20 protein-coding genes are annotated in these 22,407 nt (G+C 72.6%); 8 read left to right on the forward strand and 12 right to left on the reverse strand.

Annotation, left to right across the window (positions count from 1 at the left end; genetic code table 11):
• Positions 1-7: 7 nt before the first annotated feature.
• Complete coding sequence (locus ABT171_RS25845) at positions 8-880, reverse strand: helix-turn-helix domain-containing protein (RefSeq protein WP_351247698.1); 873 nt, start codon at positions 878-880, stop codon at positions 8-10.
• 166 nt (positions 881-1,046) lie between these two features.
• Here ABT171_RS25845 and ABT171_RS25850 point away from each other — a divergent pair, with 166 nt between their 5' ends.
• On the forward strand, positions 1,047-2,348 hold the full coding sequence (locus ABT171_RS25850) for a sensor histidine kinase (RefSeq protein WP_351247700.1): 1,302 nt from the start codon (positions 1,047-1,049) through the stop codon (positions 2,346-2,348).
• A 10-nt stretch (positions 2,349-2,358) separates the two neighbouring features.
• On the opposite strand, the gene ABT171_RS25855 is transcribed toward ABT171_RS25850, so the two are convergent.
• Complete coding sequence (locus tag ABT171_RS25855) at positions 2,359-2,892, reverse strand: SUKH-3 domain-containing protein (protein WP_351247702.1); 534 nt, start codon at positions 2,890-2,892, stop codon at positions 2,359-2,361.
• Between the two features lie 88 nt (positions 2,893-2,980).
• Entirely contained in the window at positions 2,981-3,496 is a 516-nt protein-coding gene (locus ABT171_RS25860; RefSeq protein ID WP_351247704.1) for a YwqJ-related putative deaminase, read from the reverse strand.
• A gap of 274 nt (positions 3,497-3,770) precedes the next feature.
• Here ABT171_RS25860 and ABT171_RS25865 point away from each other — a divergent pair, with 274 nt between their 5' ends.
• The 3 genes from ABT171_RS25865 to ABT171_RS25875 all read left to right on the forward strand — a co-directional run bounded on the left by ABT171_RS25865 (position 3,771) and on the right by ABT171_RS25875 (position 9,066).
• Positions 3,771-4,811, forward strand: a complete 1,041-nt coding sequence (locus ABT171_RS25865; protein ID WP_351247706.1) for an SMI1/KNR4 family protein — start codon at positions 3,771-3,773, stop codon at positions 4,809-4,811.
• Positions 4,812-4,821: 10 nt separating this feature from the next.
• Complete coding sequence (locus tag ABT171_RS25870; RefSeq protein WP_351247708.1) at positions 4,822-7,905, forward strand: SUKH-4 family immunity protein; 3,084 nt, start codon at positions 4,822-4,824, stop codon at positions 7,903-7,905.
• 273 nt (positions 7,906-8,178) lie between these two features.
• Positions 8,179-9,066, forward strand: a complete 888-nt coding sequence (locus tag ABT171_RS25875; protein ID WP_351247710.1) for a coiled-coil domain-containing protein — start codon at positions 8,179-8,181, stop codon at positions 9,064-9,066.
• A gap of 38 nt (positions 9,067-9,104) precedes the next feature.
• Here ABT171_RS25875 and ABT171_RS25880 read toward each other — a convergent pair whose 3' ends face one another.
• From ABT171_RS25880 to ABT171_RS25915, 8 genes are all read right to left on the reverse strand, one after another.
• Entirely contained in the window at positions 9,105-10,751 is a 1,647-nt protein-coding gene (locus tag ABT171_RS25880) for a sodium/solute symporter (protein WP_351247712.1), read from the reverse strand.
• Positions 10,748-11,158 (reverse strand): DUF485 domain-containing protein, encoded by a 411-nt coding sequence (locus tag ABT171_RS25885; protein ID WP_351247714.1) that lies wholly within the window; start codon positions 11,156-11,158, stop codon positions 10,748-10,750. Before ABT171_RS25885 ends, ABT171_RS25880 begins: the two co-directional genes overlap by 4 nt.
• 330 nt (positions 11,159-11,488) lie before the next feature.
• Positions 11,489-12,901 (reverse strand): MFS transporter, encoded by a 1,413-nt coding sequence (locus ABT171_RS25890; RefSeq protein ID WP_351247716.1) that lies wholly within the window; start codon positions 12,899-12,901, stop codon positions 11,489-11,491.
• 29 nt (positions 12,902-12,930) lie between these two features.
• A complete protein-coding gene (locus ABT171_RS25895; RefSeq protein WP_351247718.1) occupies positions 12,931-14,133 on the reverse strand; it encodes an aminotransferase class III-fold pyridoxal phosphate-dependent enzyme in 1,203 nt (400 codons plus the stop codon).
• A 40-nt stretch (positions 14,134-14,173) separates the two neighbouring features.
• Positions 14,174-15,094 carry a hypothetical protein gene (locus ABT171_RS25900; RefSeq protein ID WP_351247720.1) on the reverse strand — a complete coding sequence of 307 codons (921 nt, stop codon included), beginning with the start codon at positions 15,092-15,094 and terminating at the stop codon, positions 14,174-14,176.
• Positions 15,075-15,422 (reverse strand): darcynin family protein, encoded by a 348-nt coding sequence (locus ABT171_RS25905; protein ID WP_351247722.1) that lies wholly within the window; start codon positions 15,420-15,422, stop codon positions 15,075-15,077. Before ABT171_RS25905 ends, ABT171_RS25900 begins: the two co-directional genes overlap by 20 nt.
• 43 nt (positions 15,423-15,465) lie before the next feature.
• On the reverse strand, positions 15,466-15,699 hold the full coding sequence (locus tag ABT171_RS25910) for a response regulator transcription factor (RefSeq protein ID WP_351247724.1): 234 nt from the start codon (positions 15,697-15,699) through the stop codon (positions 15,466-15,468).
• 55 nt (positions 15,700-15,754) lie between these two features.
• A complete protein-coding gene (locus tag ABT171_RS25915; protein WP_351247726.1) occupies positions 15,755-15,925 on the reverse strand; it encodes a hypothetical protein in 171 nt (56 codons plus the stop codon).
• Between the two features lie 195 nt (positions 15,926-16,120).
• Here ABT171_RS25915 and ABT171_RS25920 point away from each other — a divergent pair, with 195 nt between their 5' ends.
• From ABT171_RS25920 to ABT171_RS25935, 4 genes are all read left to right on the forward strand, one after another.
• Entirely contained in the window at positions 16,121-17,128 is a 1,008-nt protein-coding gene (locus tag ABT171_RS25920) for a helix-turn-helix transcriptional regulator (protein ID WP_351247728.1), read from the forward strand.
• A 227-nt stretch (positions 17,129-17,355) separates the two neighbouring features.
• Positions 17,356-18,030: a thermostable hemolysin gene (locus ABT171_RS25925; RefSeq protein WP_351247730.1), complete on the forward strand. Its 675-nt coding sequence runs from the start codon at positions 17,356-17,358 to the stop codon at positions 18,028-18,030.
• The gene (locus tag ABT171_RS25930; RefSeq protein ID WP_351247732.1) at positions 18,017-19,675 is read left to right on the forward strand and encodes an AMP-binding protein; all 1,659 of its coding nucleotides are present in this window, start codon (positions 18,017-18,019) and stop codon (positions 19,673-19,675) included. Before ABT171_RS25925 ends, ABT171_RS25930 begins: the two co-directional genes overlap by 14 nt.
• Positions 19,676-19,745: 70 nt before the next feature.
• Positions 19,746-20,717 carry a TauD/TfdA family dioxygenase gene (locus ABT171_RS25935; protein WP_351247734.1) on the forward strand — a complete coding sequence of 324 codons (972 nt, stop codon included), beginning with the start codon at positions 19,746-19,748 and terminating at the stop codon, positions 20,715-20,717.
• Between the two features lie 192 nt (positions 20,718-20,909).
• Here ABT171_RS25935 and ABT171_RS25940 read toward each other — a convergent pair whose 3' ends face one another.
• The gene (locus ABT171_RS25940; RefSeq protein ID WP_351247736.1) at positions 20,910-22,406 is read right to left on the reverse strand and encodes an MFS transporter; all 1,497 of its coding nucleotides are present in this window, start codon (positions 22,404-22,406) and stop codon (positions 20,910-20,912) included.
• Position 22,407: the final 1 nt, after the last annotated feature.

Consider the following 22,407-nt stretch of genomic DNA (forward strand, 5'->3'; position numbering starts at 1 on the left):
TTGCGCGTTATGTCCGATTCGGTTGATCGGCTTCGCGCGCGGCATCCACTATGCCGTACCAGGCCCCTTCGATGCGACGGTACAAGTCCGCCCCTTTCAGGACTTTGATCACGAGACAGCCTCGGTAGTTGTCGCCGGTGTTCTTGCGGATCGTCTTCGGGTTGTGCTTCTTGACGGTGGTCTTGTTGAAGGAGTCGGGGGAGGCGCCGACGAAGTCCGACCAGTAGCGCTCGGCTGCTGCGATGTCCGCCGTCTCGTGGATCATCACCGTGAACCGCAGGCGATCGCGCTCCACCCCCAGGAGGTCCAGCCAGGCCAGGAACACCCTGATCATGCCGGGGTCACTGTTGACGAAGGTGACGTTTTCCCGCCGGGCATACGGTTTGTCCTTGCCGCCCTCGGCCCAGTACAGGCCCACGCCCACCAGGAACAGCTCGCGCGCCGACAGGTCGCCGATCGCCAGCTTGGCTTCTTCCTTCGTGCGCCGGCGCTCCTCGTCTCGGAGGCGCAACTTCTCCTCCCAGCCTTTGCGTGCGATCGCTGCCGCCTGCTCAGGGCTGCGCTTGCGCTCGGGTTTGGGCAGATCCCGCACCCACAACGACACCGAACTCCGCGAGCACCCCAGTTCCGCCTCGATCTGGTCGTAGGTCCAGCCCTGGAGCCGTAGCTCACGTGCCTTCGCCCGCAGGTCGTCCTTGGCCCTTGGACGCTTCGTCCACTCCGGCGGCGGCTCCCCCTTCACCAGCTGGTTGAGGATGTCGTTGTTGAAGATCTTCAGCTCGTCCCGGATCTGCCGGAGGCTGTGGCCCGCCCGGCGCAGGGCGACCGCCCGGTCGCGCAGGCCCTCGAAGTCGGCGTACTTGCCGGGTGCATGTGTCATACGCATACCGTCCGGCCGGAATGAGGTGTTCCGGGGTCGAACGGGAAGGGTTCACCAGTTCGAGGGATATCGGTGGGTTTCGAGGGTGTTCGGTTACGGAGTGTGGTGAGTGCCGGCAGGGGAAAGTCGCCGGAAAGGGTCTGGGTGTCGCCCGTAGGCTGGAGGTATGACCACGACGGGGGAAGAGCGGACCGGGGCCTTGACCGGGCCCTGGTGGTGGGCCAGATGGCGCAGTGCGGTGCTCGACGGGAGTCTCGCGCTGGTGTCGGCCGCGGAGTGCGCTGCGGAGGGGGTGCCGTTCGCCAGGGATGCCGGGATTCCGGTGTCGGTGGGGATCGTTTTCGGGGTGATCGCCGGTTCCGTGCTGCTCGTGCGGCGGAAGTGGCCGATCGCCGTCGTGCTCGTCGCCATCGCGGTCACGCCCGCGCAGATGGGGTTCCTGCTGGGTGTCGTCGGGCTGTACACCCTCGCCTCGTGTGAGCTGCCGCGGCGGATCATCGGGGCGCTGGCGGGGATGTCGCTGGTGGGGACGGCGGTGGTGACGTTCGTGCGGGTGCGGCAGGACATGGCGCGGGGGGACCTGACGCTGGGTGACTGGTTCGTGCCGTTCGCGGCGGTGACGACGGCGCTGGGGCTGACGGCTCCGCCGCTGCTGCTGGGGTTGTATGTGGGGGCTCGGCGGCGGTTGATGGAGAGTTTGCGGGAGCGGGCGGACAGTCTGGAGCGGGAGCTTCAGCTGCTCGCGGAGCGGGCGGAGGAGCGGGCCGAGTGGGCCAGGAACGAGGAGCGGACGCGGATCGCGCGGGAGATGCATGACGTGGTGGCGCACCGGGTGAGCCTCATGGTCGTGCACGCGGCGGCGCTTCAGGCGGTGGCGCGGAAGGATCCGGAGAAGGCGGTGAGGAACGCGGCGCTGGTGGGGGACATGGGGCGGCAGGCGTTGACGGAGTTGCGGGAGATGCTCGGGGTGTTGCGGGCGGGGGAGGATGTGGGCCGGCGGGTGCGGGAGGTGCCGTTGGCGGGGGTGGGGGAGGCGGCTGCGGCTGCGGCTTCTCGTGCGGTGGCGGAGGACGGGCCGTGTCTGTCGGAGCTGGAGGAGCTGGTCGGGCAGTCGGCGGCGGCGGGGATGGTCGTCGATCTGTCGGTGGAGGGGGAGGTGCGGTCGTATGCGGCGGAGGTCGAGCAGACGGCGTTCCGGGTGGTGCAGGAGGCGTTGACGAACGTCCACAAGCATGCGGCGGGTGCGAAGACGCATGTGCGGGTGGCGCATCGGGTGTCGGAGATCGCGATGCAGGTGGAGAACGAGCCGCCGCCGGAGCCGGGGTCGGCGTCGGCGGCGGGGTTGCCGTCGGGCGGGAACGGTCTGGTGGGGATGCGGGAGCGGGTCGTGGCGCTGGGCGGGGTGTTTGTGTCGGGGCCGACGGATGCGGGGGGTTTCCGGGTGTCGGCGGTGATTCCGGCGGTGTGAGTGCGGTGTCTCAGCCGGCGGTGAGGCGTACGGGTTCGATGCCGGTGATGAGGGTGGCGAGGGCGTGGTCGATGTCGGGTCCGACGTACCAGTCGCCGGTGTGGTCGAGGGTGTAGACGCGGCCTTCGGTGTCGATGGCGAGGGTGGCGGCGGTGTCGGTTTCTTCGCCGAGGGGGCAGAGTTCGGTGCCGAGGGCGCGGCCGAGGTCGCCGAGGGTGCGGGCGTGGTGGAGGCCGTGGAGGGGGTCGAGGTGGAGGGTGGCGGGGGCGATCTGGCGGCCGGGGCCGTTGGGGGTGATGTGGAGGCCGCCGAATTCGGCCCAGGCTTCGACGGCGGCGGGGAAGACGGTGTGCCGGTGTCCGGCGGGTGAGGTGTGGTCGCGGAGGGTGTCGGCCCAGATCTCGGCCTGTTTTATGTCCCAGCGGCCGGGTTGCCAGCCGGCGGCGCGCAGGGCGGTGTCGACGAGTACGGGGAAGCGGGCTGGGGTGGTCCCGTGCTCGTGGCGGGTGGCGGGCTTGGGGGTGGTGGCGGGTTCGGGGTGCATCTGCCCTTCGTTCGTCTCGTGCGTCGTGTCGTCGTGCGTGGTTCGTCGTGCCGGCGGTGTGGTGCGGTGGTGGGGTTGACGGTGGTGGTCAGCCGTCGGTTGCCGTGGGGTCGACGATGCGGACGCCGAAGTGGGCGCTGAGGGCGGTGCAGGCGCGGCAGGGGGTGGCGAAGCTGCCGTGGAGGGGGTCGCCGTCCTCGCGTATGCGGCGGGCGGTGAGTTTGGCGTGTTTGAGTGCTTTGCGCGCTTCGCTGTTGGACATGGGCTTGCGGGCGGCGCGTTTGCTGCGGGTGGCGTCGGCGGCGGTGAGGTGCCGGGAGATGAGGATGGTTTCGGCGCAGCGGCCGGTGAAGCGGTCGCGTTCGCTGCTGGTGAGGGCGTCGAGGAAGTCCTGGACGAGGGGGTGCAGGGCGGGTGGCTGGTCGCCGCGGGCGGCGGTGCCGGTGAGGGTGGTGCCGCGGACGGAGAGGGCGGCGGCGACGGTGGGCAGGATGCCGTCGCGGCGGTGGCGGAGGGTGGGGGTGGGGGGTGTGTCGGTGCCGCTCCAGTCGATGCGTGGGTCGCCGGCCCGCACGTCGGTACCTCCGGTCCGCAAGGTGTTCATGATCGCTTTCCCCTCCCCGGGTGTTCCCCGGCTTCCCCCGAAGGACACAGGGTGCCAAATGCCGTGGCGGGTGCGGAAGCTGGGGCGGTGCGACACGCCCGGGCGGGGGGTGGGTGGTCACGGTGGGGTGACGGCTGGTCACGGAGGCGGAGTGCTTGTTTCGTCGGGGATGCGGTGGGCCGGTGACCGGGGTTCGTGTACCGCATAGGCTGTCGCCGTTCGCGATCGACACCGCCGATTGAGGCCAGAGAGAACGCCGCAGGGGGCTACCGCCATGACGACAGGTCGGCTCGGGCTGGGGACACCGCCCAGCGGCCAGGCCGGGGGACAAGCCGTGCCGCCGAACGCGGCCTATGCCGGGCAGGTTGTGCATTTCCCGGATCCGGTGCGGGCGGCGCGTCACCCGAGAGGGGTACGGGTCGATGAGCGTGGTTACCCGGATTTCTCTCCGTACGCGCGCGTGGCGGTGGAGATCGCCGAGCCGCCGGAGGGTTTCGGTGTCGACGAGTTGCGGCTGACGGACTATGTGTCGGCGAACGCGGCGCTGGCCGCGGAGCAGCACGAGTTGTGGGACACGGTGCCGGATGTGGCGACGCCGCACGGCTGGACGTGGCATCACGTGGCGGGTACGCGGCGGCTGGAGTTGGTTCCGGTCGAGGTGAAGGCGTTGCTCAGGCATCACGGTGGGGTGGCGACGGCGTCGGTGGATCACGGCAAGCGGGGGACGCGGCCGTTGCAGGAGACGCGGCCGGCGCACTTCGGGCTGCCGAAGTCGGGTGTGGCGGTCTCGGAGGCGCAGGTGCAGGGCGTGGAGGAGGACCTGGGGTACCGGCTTCCGGGCGCGTACCGCTCGTTCCTGAAGGCGGCGGGCGGATGTGCGCCGGTGGGTACGGCGCTGGACGCCGAGTTGGGTCTGCTGGTGGACCAGCCGTTCTTCACGGTGCGGGACGAGGCGGCGGTCAACGACCTGGTGTACGTGAACAAGTGCCTGCGTGACCATCTGACGAAGGACTATCTCGGGGTGGCGTTCGTGCAGGGCGGGCTGCTCGCGGTGAAGGTGAAGGGCGAGCGGCCCGGTTCGGTGTGGTTCTGTGCGTACGACGACGTGCGTGATGTGGATCCGTCGTGGTCGCCGGCGGAGCGGGTGGAGCGTCTGCTGCTGCCGTGCGGTGACGATTTCGACGTCTTCCTGTCGCGGTTGGCGGGGAGTCCGCCGGAGTTGGAGACGGTGGCGAATCTGATGGTCGACGGTGGTTTCGCCCATGTCGTTCCGGTGTCTTCGGGTGCGGCGTCGGCCGGCCCGGTGGGGGAGTGAGTCTCAGGCGATGGTGACCTACGCGCAGGCGCAGGAGCGCGCCGAGGAGTGGATCAACGGTGACGTGCCCGCGTACCAGCATCGTGAGGTGCGGGTGCGGGAGTTCGAGCTGGGTTTCGTGGTGTGGGGTGAGGACCGGGCGGAGGGGCCGCGGTCGGACGCGGGTGCGCAGCGGTTGGTGATCGCCCGGGACAGCGGTGAGGCCACGCTGTGGCCGGCGCTGCCGGTGGGTGAGGTGATCCGCCGGTACGAGGAGGAGTACGGCCGTGCCGACGGGCCGCAGGACGCGGTTCCGGCGCCGGCGGCCGCGCGGGTGGACCTCAATCAGACGTCGTTCCTGCTGACTCCTCCGGAGTGGCTGCAGGAGGCGGCGGACAAGTTGGGTCTCGGGGATCGGGGCGCTGCGGCCGGTGCTGGTGCTGGTGCTGGTGCGGAGGCGTCGGGTGCCGGTGGTGGTGCTTCGTCCGGTGGGGCGGAGTCGGCTGGGGCGCGGGGCGAGGTGCCAGCCGCGCCTGCTGGGGTGTCCGGGGCGCCTGGTGGGGCGCAGCGCGGGTCGGGTGCGCCGGGCGCGTCCGGTGTGCCCGGGGCGCCTGCGCCTGCTCCGCACGCTGTGCCGTCTGCGGAGGTGCCGGTGGGGGCCACGCCGTGGGCCGGTACCGACACGAACGGGGGCTCCGGTGAGGACGACCGTTCCGTGCCGTTGCCCGCGACGGTGTTCGCGCCGCCGCTGAGCGACTCCGCCGACGAGGCTCCTCGGCCGTCGGTGAGCGCACCGGACGCGAAGACGGCGCTGATGTCGGGGGGCAGCCAGCTGCCGCCGACGGCGATCGCTCCGGCGCTCGGTCCTTCGAATGCGCCGGGTCTACAGGGCTTCCCGCCGGGCGCTCAGGGTGGCCCGTCCGCCCCGGGTGGTGCACCCGGGGCGCCTGCCGCTCCCGGTGCGCCGGGCGTTCCGCAGGGCAGTACGCCCCCGCCGCCGCCCGGTACACCGCCGTACGGCCACCCGCAGCCGCCGGCGGCTCCCGGCACGCCTGCGCCGGGCGTACCCGCCTACCCGCCGGCGCCCGGGGCGCCGTTCGCGCCCCCTGCCGCTCCTGGTGCGCCGGGCGTTCCGCAGGGCCACACGCCTCCGCCGCCCCCGGGTGCCCCGACGTACGGCTATCCGCAGGGTCCCGGCGCTCCACAGGCTGCTCCGGGGTACGGCTATCCGCAGGCGCCGGGTGGTGCGGCGGGCGCGCCGCAGCCTCCGGCCGATGCCGGTGCGTCCGCGCGGCATCTCGCGCCGGACGCCGGGGACATCGCGGATGCCGCGACGAGCAAGGCCGCGCCGCCGCCGAAGAAGGCGCGCGGTGGGGTGGGCGCGCCGCCTCCGCCGCCGGGCGCTCCCGGCACGCCGGGCGCGCGCCCGGGGAGTGCGGGGACGTCGCCTGCGCCGGGCGCGTCTGCCGGTGGGTATGTGCCGACGCAGCTGATGTCGGGGCTCGGGCCGGAGGGGCCCGAGGGCCCGGGTGGCGCGGAAGGGGCGCAGGCGCCGGGCGTGCCGCATGCTCCGGGCGCCCCCAATCCGCCTGCCGCCCCGCCGGGCGACGTGCACCACGCGGCCACGATGCTGGCCGACCCCAGCCAGTTGGGCGGGGGCGTGCCGCAGCCGCCGGGTGCCCCGGGTGTTCCGGGTACGCCGGGCGCGCAAGGCGGTCCTGGCGCCCCGGGCATGCCGAATCCGCCCGGCGCTCCTGTGGCTCCGGGCGCCCCGGGCATGCCGCCCGCGCCTGGCGCGCCCCAACCTCCGGGCGCTCCCACGGGTCCTCTCGCGCCCGGTGCGCCGCAGCCGCCGAGCGCCCCTGGTGGTCCGGGCGCGCCCGGCGCCCCGGGCGCTCCGGGGGGCGGGCGCGGGGCCGTGCACCACGCGGAGACGATGCTGGCGGCGCCGCCCGTGGCAGGTCCGGGCGCGCCCCCGCCGCCGCCCGCCCCCGGCGTGCCGAGTGCGCCGGGGGCTCCCGGCATGCCTCCGGGCGCTCCGGGTGTGCCGCAGCCGATGCCGCCGGGTGCGGTGCCGCCTCCGGGCGCGCCGGTTCCGGGGCAGCCGCCGGCGTACGGGTATCCGCAGCCGCCCGCGGGACAGCCGACGGTCGGGCCCGGCTATCAGGCGGTGCTGCGCTACCGCGCGCAGGACGGTTCGGAGCAGCAGCTGATCCGGCGTTCGGCGCCGGGCACCCCGCACCCGGAGTGGCAGATCTTCCACGAGTTGCGGGCGATGAACGTGCCGCCGGACCAGGTGCTGGAGCTGCACACGGAGTTGGAGTCGTGTGAGCTGCCGGGCGCCTACTGTGCGCGGATGATCCGGGAGCAGTGGCCGCAGGCGCGGATCACGAGCATCGCGCCGTACGGCACGGATCACGCGAGCAGGCAGCAGGGGATGCAGCAGTTGCTGGCGCACCAGGGCGAGCTGCACCAGGTGGCGGACGGTCCGGCGCGGCCGGCGCCGGTGCGGGCGCCGCTGCCGCCGGTGCAGGCCGCGCCGCCGGTCCCGCCGGAGGCTATCGGGCAGGAGTTGGCGGCGGTGTTCGGGCCGGGGGTCTTCCGGTTCGAGCAGCAGGCGGTGTCCCGGCAGGGGGTGCCGCCGGTCGTGGCGCACACGCTGGTGGTGGCCGGTCTGCCGGTGGACCTGGGTCCGTTCTTCTGGGCGCAGGCCCAGCCGGGCCGCCCGGTGCCCACGCTGGCGGAGCTGGCGGCCGAGCGCGGGGTGCAGCCGGCGGCGGACGCGGGCTCGTACCTCGTCATGGGCACGGACTTCGGCAAGGCGCTCTGTGTGCAGTACGGGACGGCGAACATCGTGGCCGTGCCGGTCGAGGCGGGGCCGGGCGGGGCTCCGGTGCCGCCGCAGTTCGTGAACACCGGGCTGCCGGAGTTCGCACGCTGCCTGGCTCTGCTGGGCCGGATGTGGCGGCTGAGGTACGGGCTGAACCAGGAGCAGGCGGGCCGCTGGACCGTCGATTTCCAGGCGCAGCTGGCCGCACTGGATCCGGCGGCGCTGGGTTCGCCGGAGAGCTGGTGGTCGGTGCTGCTGGAACAGATGTGGGACGGGCTGCTGTAGGGACGCCCGCCGGAGCCGGAGCAGTCGTGCCCTTCACGCGTGCGTGAAGGGCACGACTGCGTTTCCGGTGGTGTCCGTCGGCCGAACGGGTGGGCGCGGTCGTCCTGTGCCGCCGGTGCGGGGCGGTGGATGCACAGCACTCTGGGCGTGAAATGCGCGGGGGCGAGCGTGACGTGGCCGCGGAGTGTCGCGTTATGAACGCTTACGTCCGATCCATCAAGATATGCGCGAAATCATTCTGTCGTGTATGTCCGGTGGAGAGGGGTTCCCAGGGTGAGCAGTGCATCGAAGTCGCCGCACGGCTTTGTGACCGTCCGGGGGCGCGGCTACCGCACCGATCAGGTCGACGCCTACCTGGAGGCGTTGTCGTACGACCGCGATGCCGCGTGGGAACGTGCCGCGCGGCTGACCGTGCTCGCCAAGGACATGGAGGCGGAGGCCGCGCGGATGCGCGAGGTCGTCGCCCAGCTCCCGCCGCAGACGTACGAGGCGCTCGGGGGGCGCGCACGGCGCTTGTTCCAGCTCGTGCAGGAGGAAGCGGCAGACCTGCGTGAGCGCACGCGGCGTGAAGCGCACCGGCAGGTCGCGCAGGCCGAGGCGCGCGCCGACAGCGCACGCCGGAAGGCGCAGGAAGCGGCGGACGCGCTCCGCGTGCAAGCGGACGAACACGCCCGCCGGCGGCTCCTCGCCGCGCGCGCCGAGGCCGACGGCATCCGCGTCAGAACGCGCCGCGAGGTGAGGAAGGGGCGCGCGGAGATGCTTGCCGCGTTGCGCGAGGTGCGCCAGCGCGCGACCGGCTTGACCGCTCAGCTGTCCCGGGAGCAGGCCGAGCGGTGGGCCGAGGCCGAGCGCGAGGAGGCCGAGCGGATGGCCGCCGTGGACGCCCGGTATGCCGAGCGGATGAGCCGGGCCGAGGCCGCGCTGGCCGACGCCGAGCGGGTCCTCGCCGAGGCCGAGGAGTTCGCGCAGCGCAGTCAGGAGGAGGCAAGCGCGCGTGCCGCCGGCATCATCGCCGACGCGCGCGTGCACGAGGAGCGCATCGCCCGGGAGACGGAGCGGGTGCTGCGTGAGCACGGCGATGCCTGGGACGATGTGCGCGCCCACATGGACGAGGCCCGCAGCAACCTGATCTCCCTGACGGGAGGAAGGGCGCTGGAATAGCCCTCCCGCCCCGTCAGCCTGCGTCCCGTACCGCTCCGTCAGCCTGCGTCCCGTACCGCCCCGGCCAGGATGCGGCCTTCCACCGCCTCGTACTGGTGGCGTTGCCGTTCCGCCTCGGCGCGGCCGGAGAGTACCGTGCCCAGCCAGCCGAAGAGGAAGCCGGCCGGGATGGAGACGATGCCGGTCGTGGTGAACGGGAACCAGTTGAAGTCGGCGTGCGGGAAGGCCGAGACGGGTGAGCCGGAGACGAGATTGGTGCCCGGCATCAGCAGCAGCACGGTAAGCGAGCCCCCGATGAGTGTGCTCAGCAGCCCGCTGCGGGTGTAGCGGCGCCAGAAGAGCCCGTAGACCAGGGCGGGTGCGATGGCGGAGGCGCCCAGGCAGAAGGAGAGCGTCACGAGGGGCTGCAGGCTGTGGTGCTGGACCAGGGTGGCCAGCAGGATCGTCGGCGCGCCGATGGCGAGCGCGGAGAAGCGGGCCAGTGCCATCTCGCGCCGGGGCGGCATCTCCTGCACGCGGGCCGCGAACACGTCGTGGGCGAGGGAGTTGGCGCAGGCGAGGATCATCCCGGCGACCGACGCGAGCAGGGTCAGGAAGATCGCCGTCGTCACCATGGTGAACAGGAAGGTCTCCGCCGTCGGTACGTCGGCGCCGAACGCGGCCCGGGAGCCCAGCAGGTAGGCGGTGTTGCCCTGCGGGTCGGCCCCCGCGATCACGGAGCGGCCGACCAGTGCCGTGGCGCCGAACCCGACCACCGTGATGACCAGTACGAACAGGGCGACGATCGACACCGCCCAGGACATCGAGCGGCGTACCTGGCGGGCGCTGGAGGCGGTGTACATGCGCATGGTGATGTGCGGCAGGACGCCGCCGCCCAGCACCACGGTCAGCTCCGAGGCGATCATGTCGAGGCGGGACCTGCCGGAGGTGCCGAACTCCAGCCCGGAGTGGAGGAAGGCCGGTCCGGCGCCGCTCTGCCGTGCGGCCGCGGTGAACAGGGCGCCCGGGTCCCAGTCGTAGCGGTGCAGGATCAGTACGGCGACCGCGGCGCCCGAGCCGACCAGCATGACGATCTTCAGGATCTGGATGAGCGCGGTGCCCTTCATGCCGCCGATGGCCGCGTAGGCGATCATCAGGGTGCCGAGTCCCACGACGCATCCGGTCTTCAGCGACTCGCTCGTGAAGCCCAGGATGAACGCCATCAGCTGTCCGGTGCCGGCGAGTTGGACCAGCATCAGCGGCAGCAGGGCGGCGATGGTCACCGCGCAGGCCGTCATGCGCACGGCGCGGCCCGGCAGCCGGCGGGCGAGCGCGTCGCCCATGGTGAACCGGCCGGCGTTGCGCAGGGGTTCGGCCAGCAGGAACATCAGCAGCATCAGCGACAGTGCCGTACTGAGCGCGAGGACGACGCCGTCGTAGCCGCACAGGGCGATGACTCCGCCGGTGCCGAGGACGGTGGCCGCGGAGATGTAGTCGCCGGCGATGGCGAGGCCGTTGCGCAGCGGGGACAGGGAGCCGTAGCCGGTGTAGAACTCGTCGAGGTCGTCCCGGTCGGGGCCGGTCATCACGCACAGCAGCAGGGTCACCGTGGCGACGGTGGAGAAAGCGACCAGGGACATGGCCTGGCCGGAGCTGCTGAATCCGGTGAAGCCTCCGACGGCCGGGGTGGCTGTGGCGGCGGTCATCGGGTGGCTCCTCGGTGTGCGTCGCGTCCGGTCTGCCGGCGGATGCGGTCCGCGAGCGGGTCGACGTGCCGGCGTGCGGTGTGCTCGTACAGGGCGATCGCCAGCCAGGTGACGGGGAGCTGGATGAGGGCGAGCAGCAGTCCGGCGGGGATGCCGTCGGCGACCGTGCGGGTCATGAAGCCGGGTGCGCCGGCGGACAGGACCAGGAACAGGGTGAAGTAGCCGAGCGCGGTGAGCGTGGCGGTGCGCCGCTGCCAGCGGTAGGCGCTGCGCAGCACGCGCAGGTCGCTGTGGTGGGCGAGGGGTTCGTGGGGCGGGGTGCGGGGCGGGCGGGGTGGTTCGGGGGGTGGGGGCTGCCAGGGGTAGGTGAGGTGGGTCGGCTGGTGCGGAGGCGGGTCGTACGTCATCCCGGGGCTCCTTGCGCGGCTCGGGTCCGTGGCGGCGGACCGCAGGGAGGTGGGGGGCGGAGCCACGCACGCTACCCGCGCGGTTCGGGGCCGCGTGGGCTTTTCGTCAAACTGGCCGGTCGGTATGCGCTTACTGTGCGAAAACGTGTCCGCTCTCGGGTGCTGCGCGCGGCGGGCAGGCGGGCCGGGTGGGCGGGCGCGGCGCCGGTGAAGAGGGACAGCACCTGGGTCAGCGGGCTGTCGGTGGGCATGTCCGTCTCCTCGAAGCTGTCGTCTCCGGCCTGGCGGGAGGGTGGCCGCCCGCCGGGCCGGAGAGTGGCCGGCCGGTGGTCAGTGGCGGCGGGGCAGACGCAGGGCCCCGGCGAGGGTGAGCAGTCCGATCACGGCGAGGGCCGCGAAGGCGGTGGTGTACGAGCCCGCCGAGGTGCCGTGGGAGCCGTGGCCGGCGGCGCTGAGCTGGATGGCGGCGAGCAGGTTGACGCCGATGGCGGCACCGATGTTCCGGCACAGGGTGACGGCGGCGGTGTAGGCGCCGAGCCACTGGGCCGGGGCGGTGTTCTGGGTGTGGACCAGGCTGGTGGTGGCGACGAACCCGGTGCCGAGGCCGGCCAGGGACTCGCCGGCGACGGCCAGCGGCAGCGAGTGGGCGGCACCCGCGGCGAGCAGCGCCGGTCCGGCCGCCAGCAGCAGACCGCCGATGGCGGCGGTGGCGCGCGGGCCGAGGCGTTGCAGCAGGCCGCCGCAGACGGCCGAGCCGGCCACCCAGCCGAGCGCGCCGGTGATGACGAACAGCCCGCTCTCGGTCGCACCGGCCGCGCCGCCCGCGGTGAGGGCCAGCGGCAGCAGGGTCACCGAGGCGTACAGCACGGCGGCGGCGCCGACCGCGAGCAGCCCGGAGATGCGCTGGTCGCCCTGGGTGGCGAAGGCGGACGGGACCAGGGCCGCGGCGGGGCGGCGGCGGACCAGGACGATGTGCGCGGCCAGGCCGAGGAAGGTCACCAGGGCGAGTGCGACGACGTACGGGGTGCGCATGTGCAGGGCGGGCGTCTGGATGAGCAGGAGCAGGCCCCCGAGGCCGGCCGCGAACGACAGCAGCGCGCCGGGGCTGATCACGCGCGGGGCGGTCGCCGGGGCGGCGGGCACCTTGCGGACCAGTACGGCGGCGACGGCGGCCAGCGGCAGGTTGAGCAGGAAGATCCAGCGCCAGCCGACGGTGGCCTGGGCGGCCGTGCCCAGCGCGGGTCCGGCGACGGCGGCCAGGCCCCACACGGAGGACAGCATGCCCTGCATGCGGCCGCGCTCATGTGCGTCGAAGGCCTGGCCGATCAGTACGTACGTCAGCGCGGCGACGGCGCCGGCGCCGATGCCCTGGGCCGCGCGGGCGATGATCAGCAGGGGCATGGTGTGCGCGGCGGCGACGCCCGCGGAGGCGGCGGCGAACACGGTGAGGGCGGCCAGCATCGCCCGGCGCCCGCCCCAGCGGTCGGCAGCCGCCCCGGCGACCGGCGTGACGAGCACACTGGCCAGCAGGAACGCGGAGATCAGCCAGGAGTACAGGTCCTGGCGGCCGAGCTGGCCGGCGATGGTGGGCAGCAGCGAGCCGACGACGGTGGAGTCGGCCGCGGCGAGGAACAGGGAGAGGAGGACACCCGCGAGCAGGGCGGTGCGGCCGGCGGGGGCCGCGGGCGGCTCGGGGGCGGGCGGGGCCGTGGTGGCCGGCCGGGGGGCGGTCGTGTGTGACATGTCGGTCCTTCGAGGTCGTGGCGAGGGGTTCACCAGTCGGTGGGTGTCCGGAAGGGGCCGAGTCCGCGCAGGAGGTGGCCGAGTGCTCCGGTACGGGGGCGGGGCCGGCCGTCCAGCCAGGTGAGGGTGGCCTCCAGGGCGGCCAGCACGTGGTCGATGTGTGCTTCGGTGACGGTCGGTGGGGGGCAGAACGGCAGGACGGGGTGGTCGGTACGGCCGCCGGGGTGGTGCCGGGAGTGGCCGGTGCGCAGGCCGTGGCCGGCGAGCATCATCGAGATCTGGAACTCGGCGGAGGGGTCGCGGGTGCGCAGGCCGGTCATCAGGCCGGTGCCGACGGCACCCAGCAGATGGGCGGGGTGGCGCCGGCAGGCGTCCTGCAGTCCGCCGAGCAGCCGGGGGCCGAGCCGGGCGGCGCGGGCCGGCAGGTCGAGTTCGACGGTTTCCCGGACCGCGGCGCAGGCGGCGGCCAGTGACAGCGCGGAGGGGCCGCCGTGGGGGAGCGGGTGGTCCTCGACGCCCTCGGCGAGGGCCGTGCCGAGGGCGCAGACGCCGACGCGGGGAAAGCCCGCACCCGCTTTGGACAGGATCATGACATCGGGGACCACGGCGTCGTGGTCCACGGCGAACATCCTGCCCGTGCGGCCGAGACAGGTCTGGAACTCGTCCGCGACGAGCAGCGTGCCGGTGCGGGCGCAGGCCTCGGCGACCCGGCCGACGTAGCCGCGCGGCGGCACGGTCAGCCGGGGGCCGTCCAGCACCGGTTCCAGGAACACCGCCGCGACCGACCGGTCCGCCAGCGCCTCGGCCATCGCCTCCGCGTCCCCGTACGGCACGACGACCAGCCCGTCGGCGCGGCCGAGGGTCACCCCGTGGTGGCCGCCCGCGGCCACGGCCACCTGCCGCCGGGCGGGCCGCGCGCGCCGCACGGCACGCAGGGCGACGTCACAGACCTCGGCCGCGGAACTCCCGAGGACGTAGTGGTCGAGCCCGTCGGGGAGCACGGAGCGCAGTAGACCGAACAGGTCGGCGACGGCGCCGGAGGGGGCGCCCTCGTGCCCGCCGCCCCGCCGGTCGTGCACCGGCTGAACCCCGCGCGGCCGCCCCGTACCGGGGGCCGCCCCGCGTGCCCGCCCGGGCGTGCCGCCGTGGGGGCCCGGACGGCCCGGGCCGGTGAGGAAGGGCTCGGGGTCGTCGGTCAGGTCCAGGTAGCGGGGCGGGGCGGTGGTGGTCACGGGGGTCGGCCTTCGTCGGAGGGGCGGGCGGGATGCGGCGTCAGGCGTGGACGTGGTCGCTGCCCGAGAACTCCACCAGCAGGGCACGCGTCGCGGCGTCGATGTGCTCGTCCACCGGGACCGGCGGCCAGGACTCGGCCAGGGCCGCGCGGAAGGCGCCGGTGAGCTGCTGCTGGATCTGCCAGGCCCGGTTGCCGGGCTGGTGGTCGAGGCCGAACAGCTCGCGGACCAGGTCCTGGAAGCGGTTGGCCAGTTCGCGGTCGAGCTCCTCGGTGCCCCGGAACAGCTCGTAGGCGCGCTCCCGCTCGGCGTCGGTGAGGGAGGGGATCACATGCTCCAGGACGACGTGGTCGACCTGCACGTGCCGGGCCTCGTCCATGCCGTGCGCCCACAGCAGCCGGGTCAGGAAGTGCTTCTGCCCGGGGTCGAGGTGCGCGGTGCGCTTCTCGAACACGGTGATGACCGACTCGCCGATGTACGCCGACATGCACATCGCGGCGAGCTTCACGTACGGCGAGTCGTCGCCTTGGTAGAGCGCGAGCCGCTCCATGAAGAGGGAGTCGGCCAGCTTCACGTCCTTGCCCGCCAGTTCGCGTACGTAGCGGTAGAAGAAGTCGGAGTGCAGGTACTCCTCGGCCGCGAACAGGTTGAGGGCGTGGTGCAGGTCGTAGCCGGCGCTCAGCGGCGAGTCGTCGGCGCCGAGCTGGGCGGTGATGATGCCGAACACGGCGGACACGTGCCGCTCGATCTCGGCGAGCTGGGCCAGCTCCTTGACCAGGTAGGCGCTGGCCTCGACCCCCTTGCCGGGGCGGTCGTAGACGACCCGGGAGAGGAAGTCCAGCTCCGCCTCGTCGGGACGGCCCGGCCAGCCCAGCAGGTTGGGGTGCAGGGTCTGCTCGTGGGCGTCGGCGTAGATGTCCCGCAGCCTGCCCCGGGCGTCGTCAGCGGTCGTCGTCAGCATGGAGAACCTCCTGGGCGAAGTGCCGGTAGCCGTCGGCGAGACCGACGTGGATGACATCGATGCGGGCCAGCCCCTGGGCGAAGAGCGGGGTGTCGCGCAGTTCCTCGATGAAGAAGTAGTAGGCGGTCAGGTCCTCGGTCTCGATGAACGCGAAGTCCGTCGGCGACGCCGAGAACGCCTCGGCGTCGTACTGCTGGATGCTCAGCCGGCCGGCGTATTTGGCGTAGAGGGGCGCGAGGTGCTCCTGCTGGAACTGCTCGCGCTCGTCCCAGCTCTTGGCGAGCCAGGCGGGGCTGAACGTGTAGCCGATGAAGATGCCGTACTTCACAGCTTTTTCCTAGGTGTTCGTGGGCGGGCGCGGACCGTGCTCGTCACAGCCGCAGTTCGAAGGCGAGCCGTACCAGCTGGGCGCGATTGTCGAGGCCGTATTTGGCCCTGATCCGCCGCAGGTACGTGTGGACGGTGTACGGGCTGATGCCCATGCGCTTCGCGGTCTGGGAGTCGGTGTAACCGCGGGCTATGTAGCCCAGTGCCTCCTGCTCCCGGGGCGCCAGCTCCGGCGCCTGCAACTCCACGCGACGCGCCGGCGGGGCGGTGGTGGGCATGCGTGTCCTCCGTGCGGAATTGAATATTCCGTTACAGCGGCCGTTTTGCCGGCCGTTACGCGGTGGGCTTCACGACGCCCCATTCGGTGGTGCCGCCCGGCGAGACGGCCGCGGAATGCGTCGTCGCGGATCTGGAGTCACCGGCGTGGGCGGTGGCTTCGCCGAGCGCGCCGAAGCCGGAAGTCAGGGTTGCGATGACGACGAGAGCGGTGCTGGCGAACTTCATTTCATCCCCCATTGATTGAAGCGCGGCAAGAAGCCGACTATCGCGTTGCAGTGGTTTTCGGGGCCGCCCGCTGCGGGCGCTTTCCCTGGCCACGATCTTGCCTGGATTTGATTCGGCCGAGCCAGCCCGACAAGGGATCATGAGCATGCACGCATCAACAGGAAGCGTGAACAAAGTGGGGTGGATGTGGACATCATGGATGACTGGGTGGGGCTTCCCCGGCTGGACGGCGACGCCACCGCCGTCTACGAGTGCGCGTTGCGCCAGGACAGCCTGGACGTCGACCAGGTCGTCGCCGTGCTCGGGCTGACCCGGGAGCAGGTGGAGGCCGCCGCGGAGAAGCTGAAGGTGCTGCATCTGCTGCGCCCCAAGCCGGGCGACCCCGCGGCGCTGGTGGCGGTCAGCCCCGACGCGGCGGCCGGCGAGCTGCTCGCACCGGTCGAACTCGCGCAACGCCGCAGGCAGCAGGCGATCGACGGGATCCGTGTCGACCTCGCCGCGCTCACCTCGGTCTACCAGGCCGCCCGTCGCGAGCGCGGCCGCGACGCCGCGGTCAGCGTGGTGCCCGAGGTCGGCGAGGTGCTCTCGCTGCTGCGCAACGCCACCGCCCGGTGCACGGAGATCTCCGCCATCCAGCCGGCCCGGCGGCGCACCGGCACCCTGCTCAGCGACGTCCTGCCGCGCGACCTCGCCATGCTGGAACGCGGCGTCACCATGCGCTCACTCGTCCAGCACACCGCACGCTACGACCTGGAATACCAGAGCTATGTGGAACAGGTCGCGGGATATCGCGCCGAAATGCGGACGCTGGAGGAACTTCCCGACCGGATGATCATCTTCGACCGGGAGACGGTCTTCCTGCCCACCCCGGGAAACCGGGGCGGCGCGGCCGTCGTCCACGAACCCAGCGCGGTCCAGTACCTGTGCGGTGTTTTCGACCATCTCTGGGACGTGGCCATTCCCTTCGAAGGCGGAGCCGCCGTCACCACGACCATCAGCGACCTCGTGAAGAAACGCATCGTACGACTTCTCGCCGAAGGCGCGAAGGACGAGGTCATCGCCCGCCGGCTGGCGATGTCGGTGCGCACCGTGCGCAAGCACATCTCGGAGATCACCCAGACCCTCGGCGCCGAAAGCAGGTTCCAGGCCGGGGTTCTGGCCGCCCGGGCCGGACTGACCGAATACGAGTTGGCCACCGACTGAACCCGCGCCGAACGAAGTGCCCTTTCCTCCGCCCCGCCGCCGATCTCCCCAGTGGCGGGGCGCGCGCGGCACGCGCGAATAGCAGTCGTCCCGGCCGCGGTCAAGACACTGTTTCTGGCGACTTTTTCCAGGCTTTCCGGATCCCGAAGATGGATCACGTCGAGGTCCCTCGGCGGACACCGCAGCGAACGGTATCCCCAGGGAACCGGAAATGTGAGGAGACAATCGTGCGCATTACTGTCGCCAATCGTCTGACGCCCAGCTGGAGCAGCGCCAGCGACTTCGCCAGGGAACGGTATTCGAAGGCATTCGGTGCCGATGTCATTCCCGCTCCGGACTATTTCATCGTCGCCTCCGGCACACCGCAGGAGGAGCACGACGGCACGGACCCGGCCGACCGCATTCTCGCCTGCGTCGGCATGACGTTCGACTCGGAGCGGGGCTTCTTCTCCGAGCGCTATCTCGGCGGCGAACCCGTCGAGGAGGCCGTCGCCCGGGTCACCGGCGCCACCTGCACCCGCGACTCCATCGTGGAGATCGGCTCCCTCGCCGGCGGCGGCGACCGCTCCGGCCTGGAACTGATCCGGCTCACCCCGATCATCGCCTGGTGCCAGGGCCTGCGCTACATCCTGTGCACGGCCACCGGCCAGCTCGCCCGCACCCTGGACCGGCTCGGCATCCCCTTCAAGCCGATCGTCTCCGCCGACGCCTCCACCCTGGACGACTTCGAGCGGGAGCGCTGGGGGACGTACTACCAGCAGACCCCGCGCACCGGCGTCATCCCGCTGCACGCCATCGGCGCCCTGATGTCCTCCACCACCGGCCGCTACCGCTTCGGCGGCCTGGACATCGAACTCACCGCCGGCCGCCGGGAGAAGGTGCTCGCCGATGCCGCTGCATGACGCCCACGACACGTACGGCGCCCTGCTGGAGGAGCGCACCGCCGCCGCCCTGGCCGACCCCGCCGCACAGGACCTGCCCCTGGTGGAGGTGCTCGGTGAGGACGGGCGGACCGCCGCCCGCTACACCTACCGCCAGACGGGCTCCGCCGTGGCCGCGCTGCGCTCCCTGCTGGACCGCTGGCCGGCCCGCGGCGAACGCCTCAAGGTGGGTGTGGCCATGGGCAACACCCCCGAGTTCCTCGTCGCCGACCTGGCGCTGCTGCAGCACCGGGCCACCGAGGTGCCCGTACCGCTGGCCTTCTCGTCCGAGCAGGCCGCCGGGCTGCTGGAGGACATCGACGTCGTCCTGACCGACCAGGCCGGCTGGGAGCGGCTCGCCCAGTGGTCCGCCGAGACGCCCGTCATCCCCGACGACTGCGGTCATCTCCTGGTCGACATCGAGGAGTTGCTGGACGCGCCCGCACCGGCGCACTTCCTGCCCACGGCACCCGCCTCCGCCGTGCCCCCGGCCGCCCGGCCGGACTGGATCTGCAAGGTCATCCACACCTCCGGCACCACCTCGCGCCCCAAGGGCGTGCGGATCCGCTCGGCCGGTGTGAACGCCCTGGTGGACTCGCTGCACCAGGAGATGCCCGCCGGCTCCTACACCCGCTACCTCTCCCTGGTCCCCTTCAGTCTGCTGATCGAGCAGGTCACCGCCGTCTACCTGGTCCTCGCCGACCGCGGCACGGTGGTCCTGCTGCCCCCGTCGGCACCCCTGGTCGGCACCTCCGCGACCGCACCCCAGCGCGTCCTGCCCTACCTGGCGGCCGCCGCGCCCAGCGCCCTGGTGGTCACCCCCGCCCTGGCCGAGGTGCTCGCCGCGGAGGCCGAACGGCTCGCCGTGGACCAGGGAGCCGGCCAACGGGCCGCCGCCGAAGCCCTGTTCGGCCGCTCACCCGCCCCGCTGATCTGCTGCGGCGGCGCCCCGGTCACCCCGCAGGTGCTGCACCGCCTGGAGGCGCACGGCATGCCCGTGCACGAGGGCTACGGACTCAGCGAGAACAGCTCCGTGGTCTGCTGGAACACCCCCACCGCCCGCCGTGTCGGCACCGTCGGCCGCCCGCTGCCGCACGTGACCGTACGTCTGGCCCACGACGGAGAGCTGCTGGTGCGCAGCGCCTCCCTGTTCGCCGGCTACAGCCGCACCGACCCCTCCAGCTGCGCGCTGGACGAGGACGGCTGGCTGCACACCGGGGACCTCGCGACCATCGACGACGACGGGTTCGTCCGCATCGTCGGCCGCAAGAAGAACGTCATCATCACCGCCTCCGGCCGCAATGTCGCGCCGGAGTGGGTGGAGGCGTCGTACACCACGCTGCCCTTCGTCCGGGCCGTCGCCGTCAGCGGCGACGGGCTGACCGCCCTGCAGGGCCTGTTCCTGGTGGAACCGGGCACCGACCCGGCCGAGGCCGAACGGGAGATCGCCGCGCACGGCGAACGCCACCTCTCGATCGTCGAACGGGTCCAGGAGCCCACGGTGTTCGTCGCCGACGAAGACCTGTACCTGCGGTTCTTCACCGTCACGGGCCGCCCGCGCCGCCCGGTCGTCGCCGCCTTCCTCGCGGAGCGGGCCGTGCCCGACCGGGTGCCGGTGGCCGTGTGAACCGCACCGACCGATTCACCACCTTCGCGAAGCGCCGACTTCGCCTGTGCACAAAGGAGACACCCACACCATGATCGCCGGCGTCGACCTCATACGCTACGGAAACGGCCTCGGCAGGATCGCCATGGCCCGCCCCGGCGGGAAACTCGCCGATCTGCAGCCCAAGCAGGTGATGAACGTCCTCGCGGAGACCGGCTTCCTGCTCTTCCGCGGCTTCGACCCGAGCCTGGAGGAGTTCTCCGACTTCGTCCGCGCCCACTCCGACAAGGTCACCCTCGACCCGGCCCGCACCTTCTTCGGCGGCAACGTCGCCCAGAAGGTCGACGCCGGAACCGAGGCGCTCGGTCTGCACATCGAGAACGGCAACAGCCCGTTCGTGCCGACGCTCACCTGGTTCCTGTGCGAGAAGGCCGCCAAGTCCGGCTCGCAGACCACCGTGTGCGACGGGTACGCGGCCTGGGAGCGGTTCAGCCCGCAGGCCAAGCGCGCCTTCAAGGAACAGGACATCGTCTACACCCGCAGGGTCAGCGAGGCGATGTGGAAGGCGTTCACCCAGTTCCAGCTGGAGGGGGTCAAGGACGTCGAGGACATCACCGTCCACGACGTGCAGAGCCTGGCCACCGGCCCCGGCCACACCACCTTCCACGTCGACGAGGACGGCTACCTCACCTACGCCTACCGCACCCCGGCCGTGCACTCCACGCTGTTCGGCCGCCGCCAGTCCTTCGCCAACAGCATGCTCGGCCCGTCGTACAACTACGAGCCGCCGAAGATCACCTTCGCGGACGGCAGTGAACTGCCCGAGTGGCTGTGGGACGAGGTGCGCGACGTCACCGAGTCGGTGACCGAGGAGATCAACTGGGTCGACGGCGACGTCGTCCTGGTCGACAACACCCGGGCCATGCACGGCCGCAGGGCGGTGCTGGACACCGACCGCAGCATCTACAACTCCCAGAGCTACGCGGCCGCGCACCTGCTGAACGCCCTCGGCAACCAGTTCGGCGCGTGCACCACGGAGGTCCTGTCCGCCGTGCCCGCCTAGCGGGGCCGCCCGGCACGCGCCACCCGCCCGTGCCGGGCCCGCACCACCCGCCCGAGCCGGGCCCGCACCAGGGCCGGGCGCGGGCCGCGAGAAGGGAGGGCCGGCTGGACTGACTCCGGTATCCCTCGACACCGCCCCGGGAACGGGACCGACATCCCCCGCGGTCCCGCCCCGGGGCGCGTCGCCGTACGGCTACTCCTGCCGTACCGGAAACCGCCGCGGCGCCACCACCAGCAGCACCACGAAGGCCAGTGCCGCCGCGCCCGCCGCACCCAGGTACACCGCGTGCACCGCGTCGGCGATCGCCCGCCGGGTCGCCTCCGGGGCCGTACCGGCGGCCAACGCGCGCGTGACGGACTCCAGGTCGCCCGCTCCGCCCAGCCGCGCGGCCAGCACCCCGTTGGCGACGGCACCGAAGACGGAAGCGCCCACGGTCTGCCCGGTCTGCCGGCAGAACAGCACCGACGCGGTCGTCGTGCCGCGCTCCGACCAGCCCACCGTCGACTGCACCCCGATGACCAGCGGCAGCTGGAAAAGCCCCAGCGCGCCGCCGAGCAGCAGCATCAGCAGCATCGGCTGCCACCAGGAACCGGGATACGGCAGGAACGGGAACGCGAGCAGGATCAGCGCGCCCAGCCCGATACCGAGCAGCGCGGTGTCGCGGAAGCCGATGCGCCGGTACACGTGCTGGCTGAGCGCCGCCGACCCCGACCAGGTCAGCGTCCACACGCACAGCACCAGACCGGCGGCCGCCGGACCGAGCCCCAGCACCGACTGGGCGTACGTCGGCAGGAAAACGCTCGGCGCCACCATCAGCAGTCCCAGCGCGCCGAGCGCCAGATTGACGGCCGCGATCGTACGGCGGCGCCACACCCACCCGGGGATGATCGGTTCGGCCGCCCGCCGCTCCACCCCCACCACGACCCCGGCCAGGGCGAGCCCGGTGCCGAACAGCGCCAGCGAGGGCGCCGACAGCCACGCCCAGGCCACCCCGCCCTGCACCAGCGCGGTCAGCAGCACCCCGCCGCACGCGAACACCGCCAGCGCGCCCGCCCAGTCCACGCGCGCGTGGGCGGGTTTCCCGCGTTCCGGTTCCTTCAGGTGACGGACGACCAGCCACAGCGCGGCGGCGCCGATCGGCAGGTTGACCAGGAAGATCCAGCGCCAGCCGGCGTACGCGGCCAGCATGCCGCCGAGGCCCGGGCCGGCCACCGCCGACACCGCCCACACGGTGGACAGCCTGGCCTGGATCTTCGGGCGCTCCGCCAGCGGGTACAGATCGGCGGCCAGTGTCTGCACGGTGCCCTGCAGGGCCCCGCCGCCCAGGCCCTGCACGATCCGGAACGCGATCAGCGCCGCCATGTCCCAGGCGCCCGCGCACAGCAGCGAGCCCAGCAGGAACACGGCCGCGCCCGCCACCAGCACCGGCTTGCGGCCGAAGGTGTCGGAGAGCTTGCCGTAGACGGGGAGCGTGACGGTCACGGCGAGCAGATAGCCGGAGAAGAGCCAGGAGAAGACGGAGAACCCGCCGAGGTCGCCGACGATCTGCGGTACGGCCGTGGAGACGATGGTGGCGTCCAGGGCGGCCAGCGCCATCGCCAGCATCAGCGCGGCGACCACCGCGCCCCGCCGATCGGTGTCCCGCCGCCGGACCGCTCCGCCGCGTGTCGCGGGTGTCGTACTCCCCACC

It is taken from the genome of Streptomyces sp. NPDC001851 (assembly GCF_040297165.1).
Taxonomy (GTDB): domain Bacteria; phylum Actinomycetota; class Actinomycetes; order Streptomycetales; family Streptomycetaceae; genus Streptomyces.

Excerpts from the sequence above, each read along its gene's own strand:
- ABT171_RS25910 (WP_351247724.1), bottom strand. The coding sequence starts at position 15,699 with ATGCCCACCACCGCCCCGCCGGCGCGTCGCGTGGAGTTGCAGGCGCCG.
- ABT171_RS25855 (WP_351247702.1), bottom strand. The coding sequence starts at position 2,892 with ATGCACCCCGAACCCGCCACCACCCCCAAGCCCGCCACCCGCCACGAG.
- ABT171_RS25930 (WP_351247732.1), top strand. The coding sequence starts at position 18,017 with ATGCCGCTGCATGACGCCCACGACACGTACGGCGCCCTGCTGGAGGAG.
- ABT171_RS25860 (WP_351247704.1), bottom strand. The coding sequence starts at position 3,496 with ATGAACACCTTGCGGACCGGAGGTACCGACGTGCGGGCCGGCGACCCA.
- ABT171_RS25880 (WP_351247712.1), bottom strand. The coding sequence starts at position 10,751 with ATGACCGCCGCCACAGCCACCCCGGCCGTCGGAGGCTTCACCGGATTC.
- ABT171_RS25865 (WP_351247706.1), top strand. The coding sequence starts at position 3,771 with ATGACGACAGGTCGGCTCGGGCTGGGGACACCGCCCAGCGGCCAGGCC.
- ABT171_RS25850 (WP_351247700.1), top strand. The coding sequence starts at position 1,047 with ATGACCACGACGGGGGAAGAGCGGACCGGGGCCTTGACCGGGCCCTGG.
- ABT171_RS25890 (WP_351247716.1), bottom strand. The coding sequence starts at position 12,901 with ATGTCACACACGACCGCCCCCCGGCCGGCCACCACGGCCCCGCCCGCC.
- ABT171_RS25845 (WP_351247698.1), bottom strand. The coding sequence starts at position 880 with ATGACACATGCACCCGGCAAGTACGCCGACTTCGAGGGCCTGCGCGAC.
- ABT171_RS25885 (WP_351247714.1), bottom strand. The coding sequence starts at position 11,158 with ATGACGTACGACCCGCCTCCGCACCAGCCGACCCACCTCACCTACCCC.
- ABT171_RS25870 (WP_351247708.1), top strand. The coding sequence starts at position 4,822 with ATGGTGACCTACGCGCAGGCGCAGGAGCGCGCCGAGGAGTGGATCAAC.
- ABT171_RS25915 (WP_351247726.1), bottom strand. The coding sequence starts at position 15,925 with ATGAAGTTCGCCAGCACCGCTCTCGTCGTCATCGCAACCCTGACTTCC.
- ABT171_RS25900 (WP_351247720.1), bottom strand. The coding sequence starts at position 15,094 with ATGCTGACGACGACCGCTGACGACGCCCGGGGCAGGCTGCGGGACATC.
- ABT171_RS25935 (WP_351247734.1), top strand. The coding sequence starts at position 19,746 with ATGATCGCCGGCGTCGACCTCATACGCTACGGAAACGGCCTCGGCAGG.
- ABT171_RS25920 (WP_351247728.1), top strand. The coding sequence starts at position 16,121 with ATGGATGACTGGGTGGGGCTTCCCCGGCTGGACGGCGACGCCACCGCC.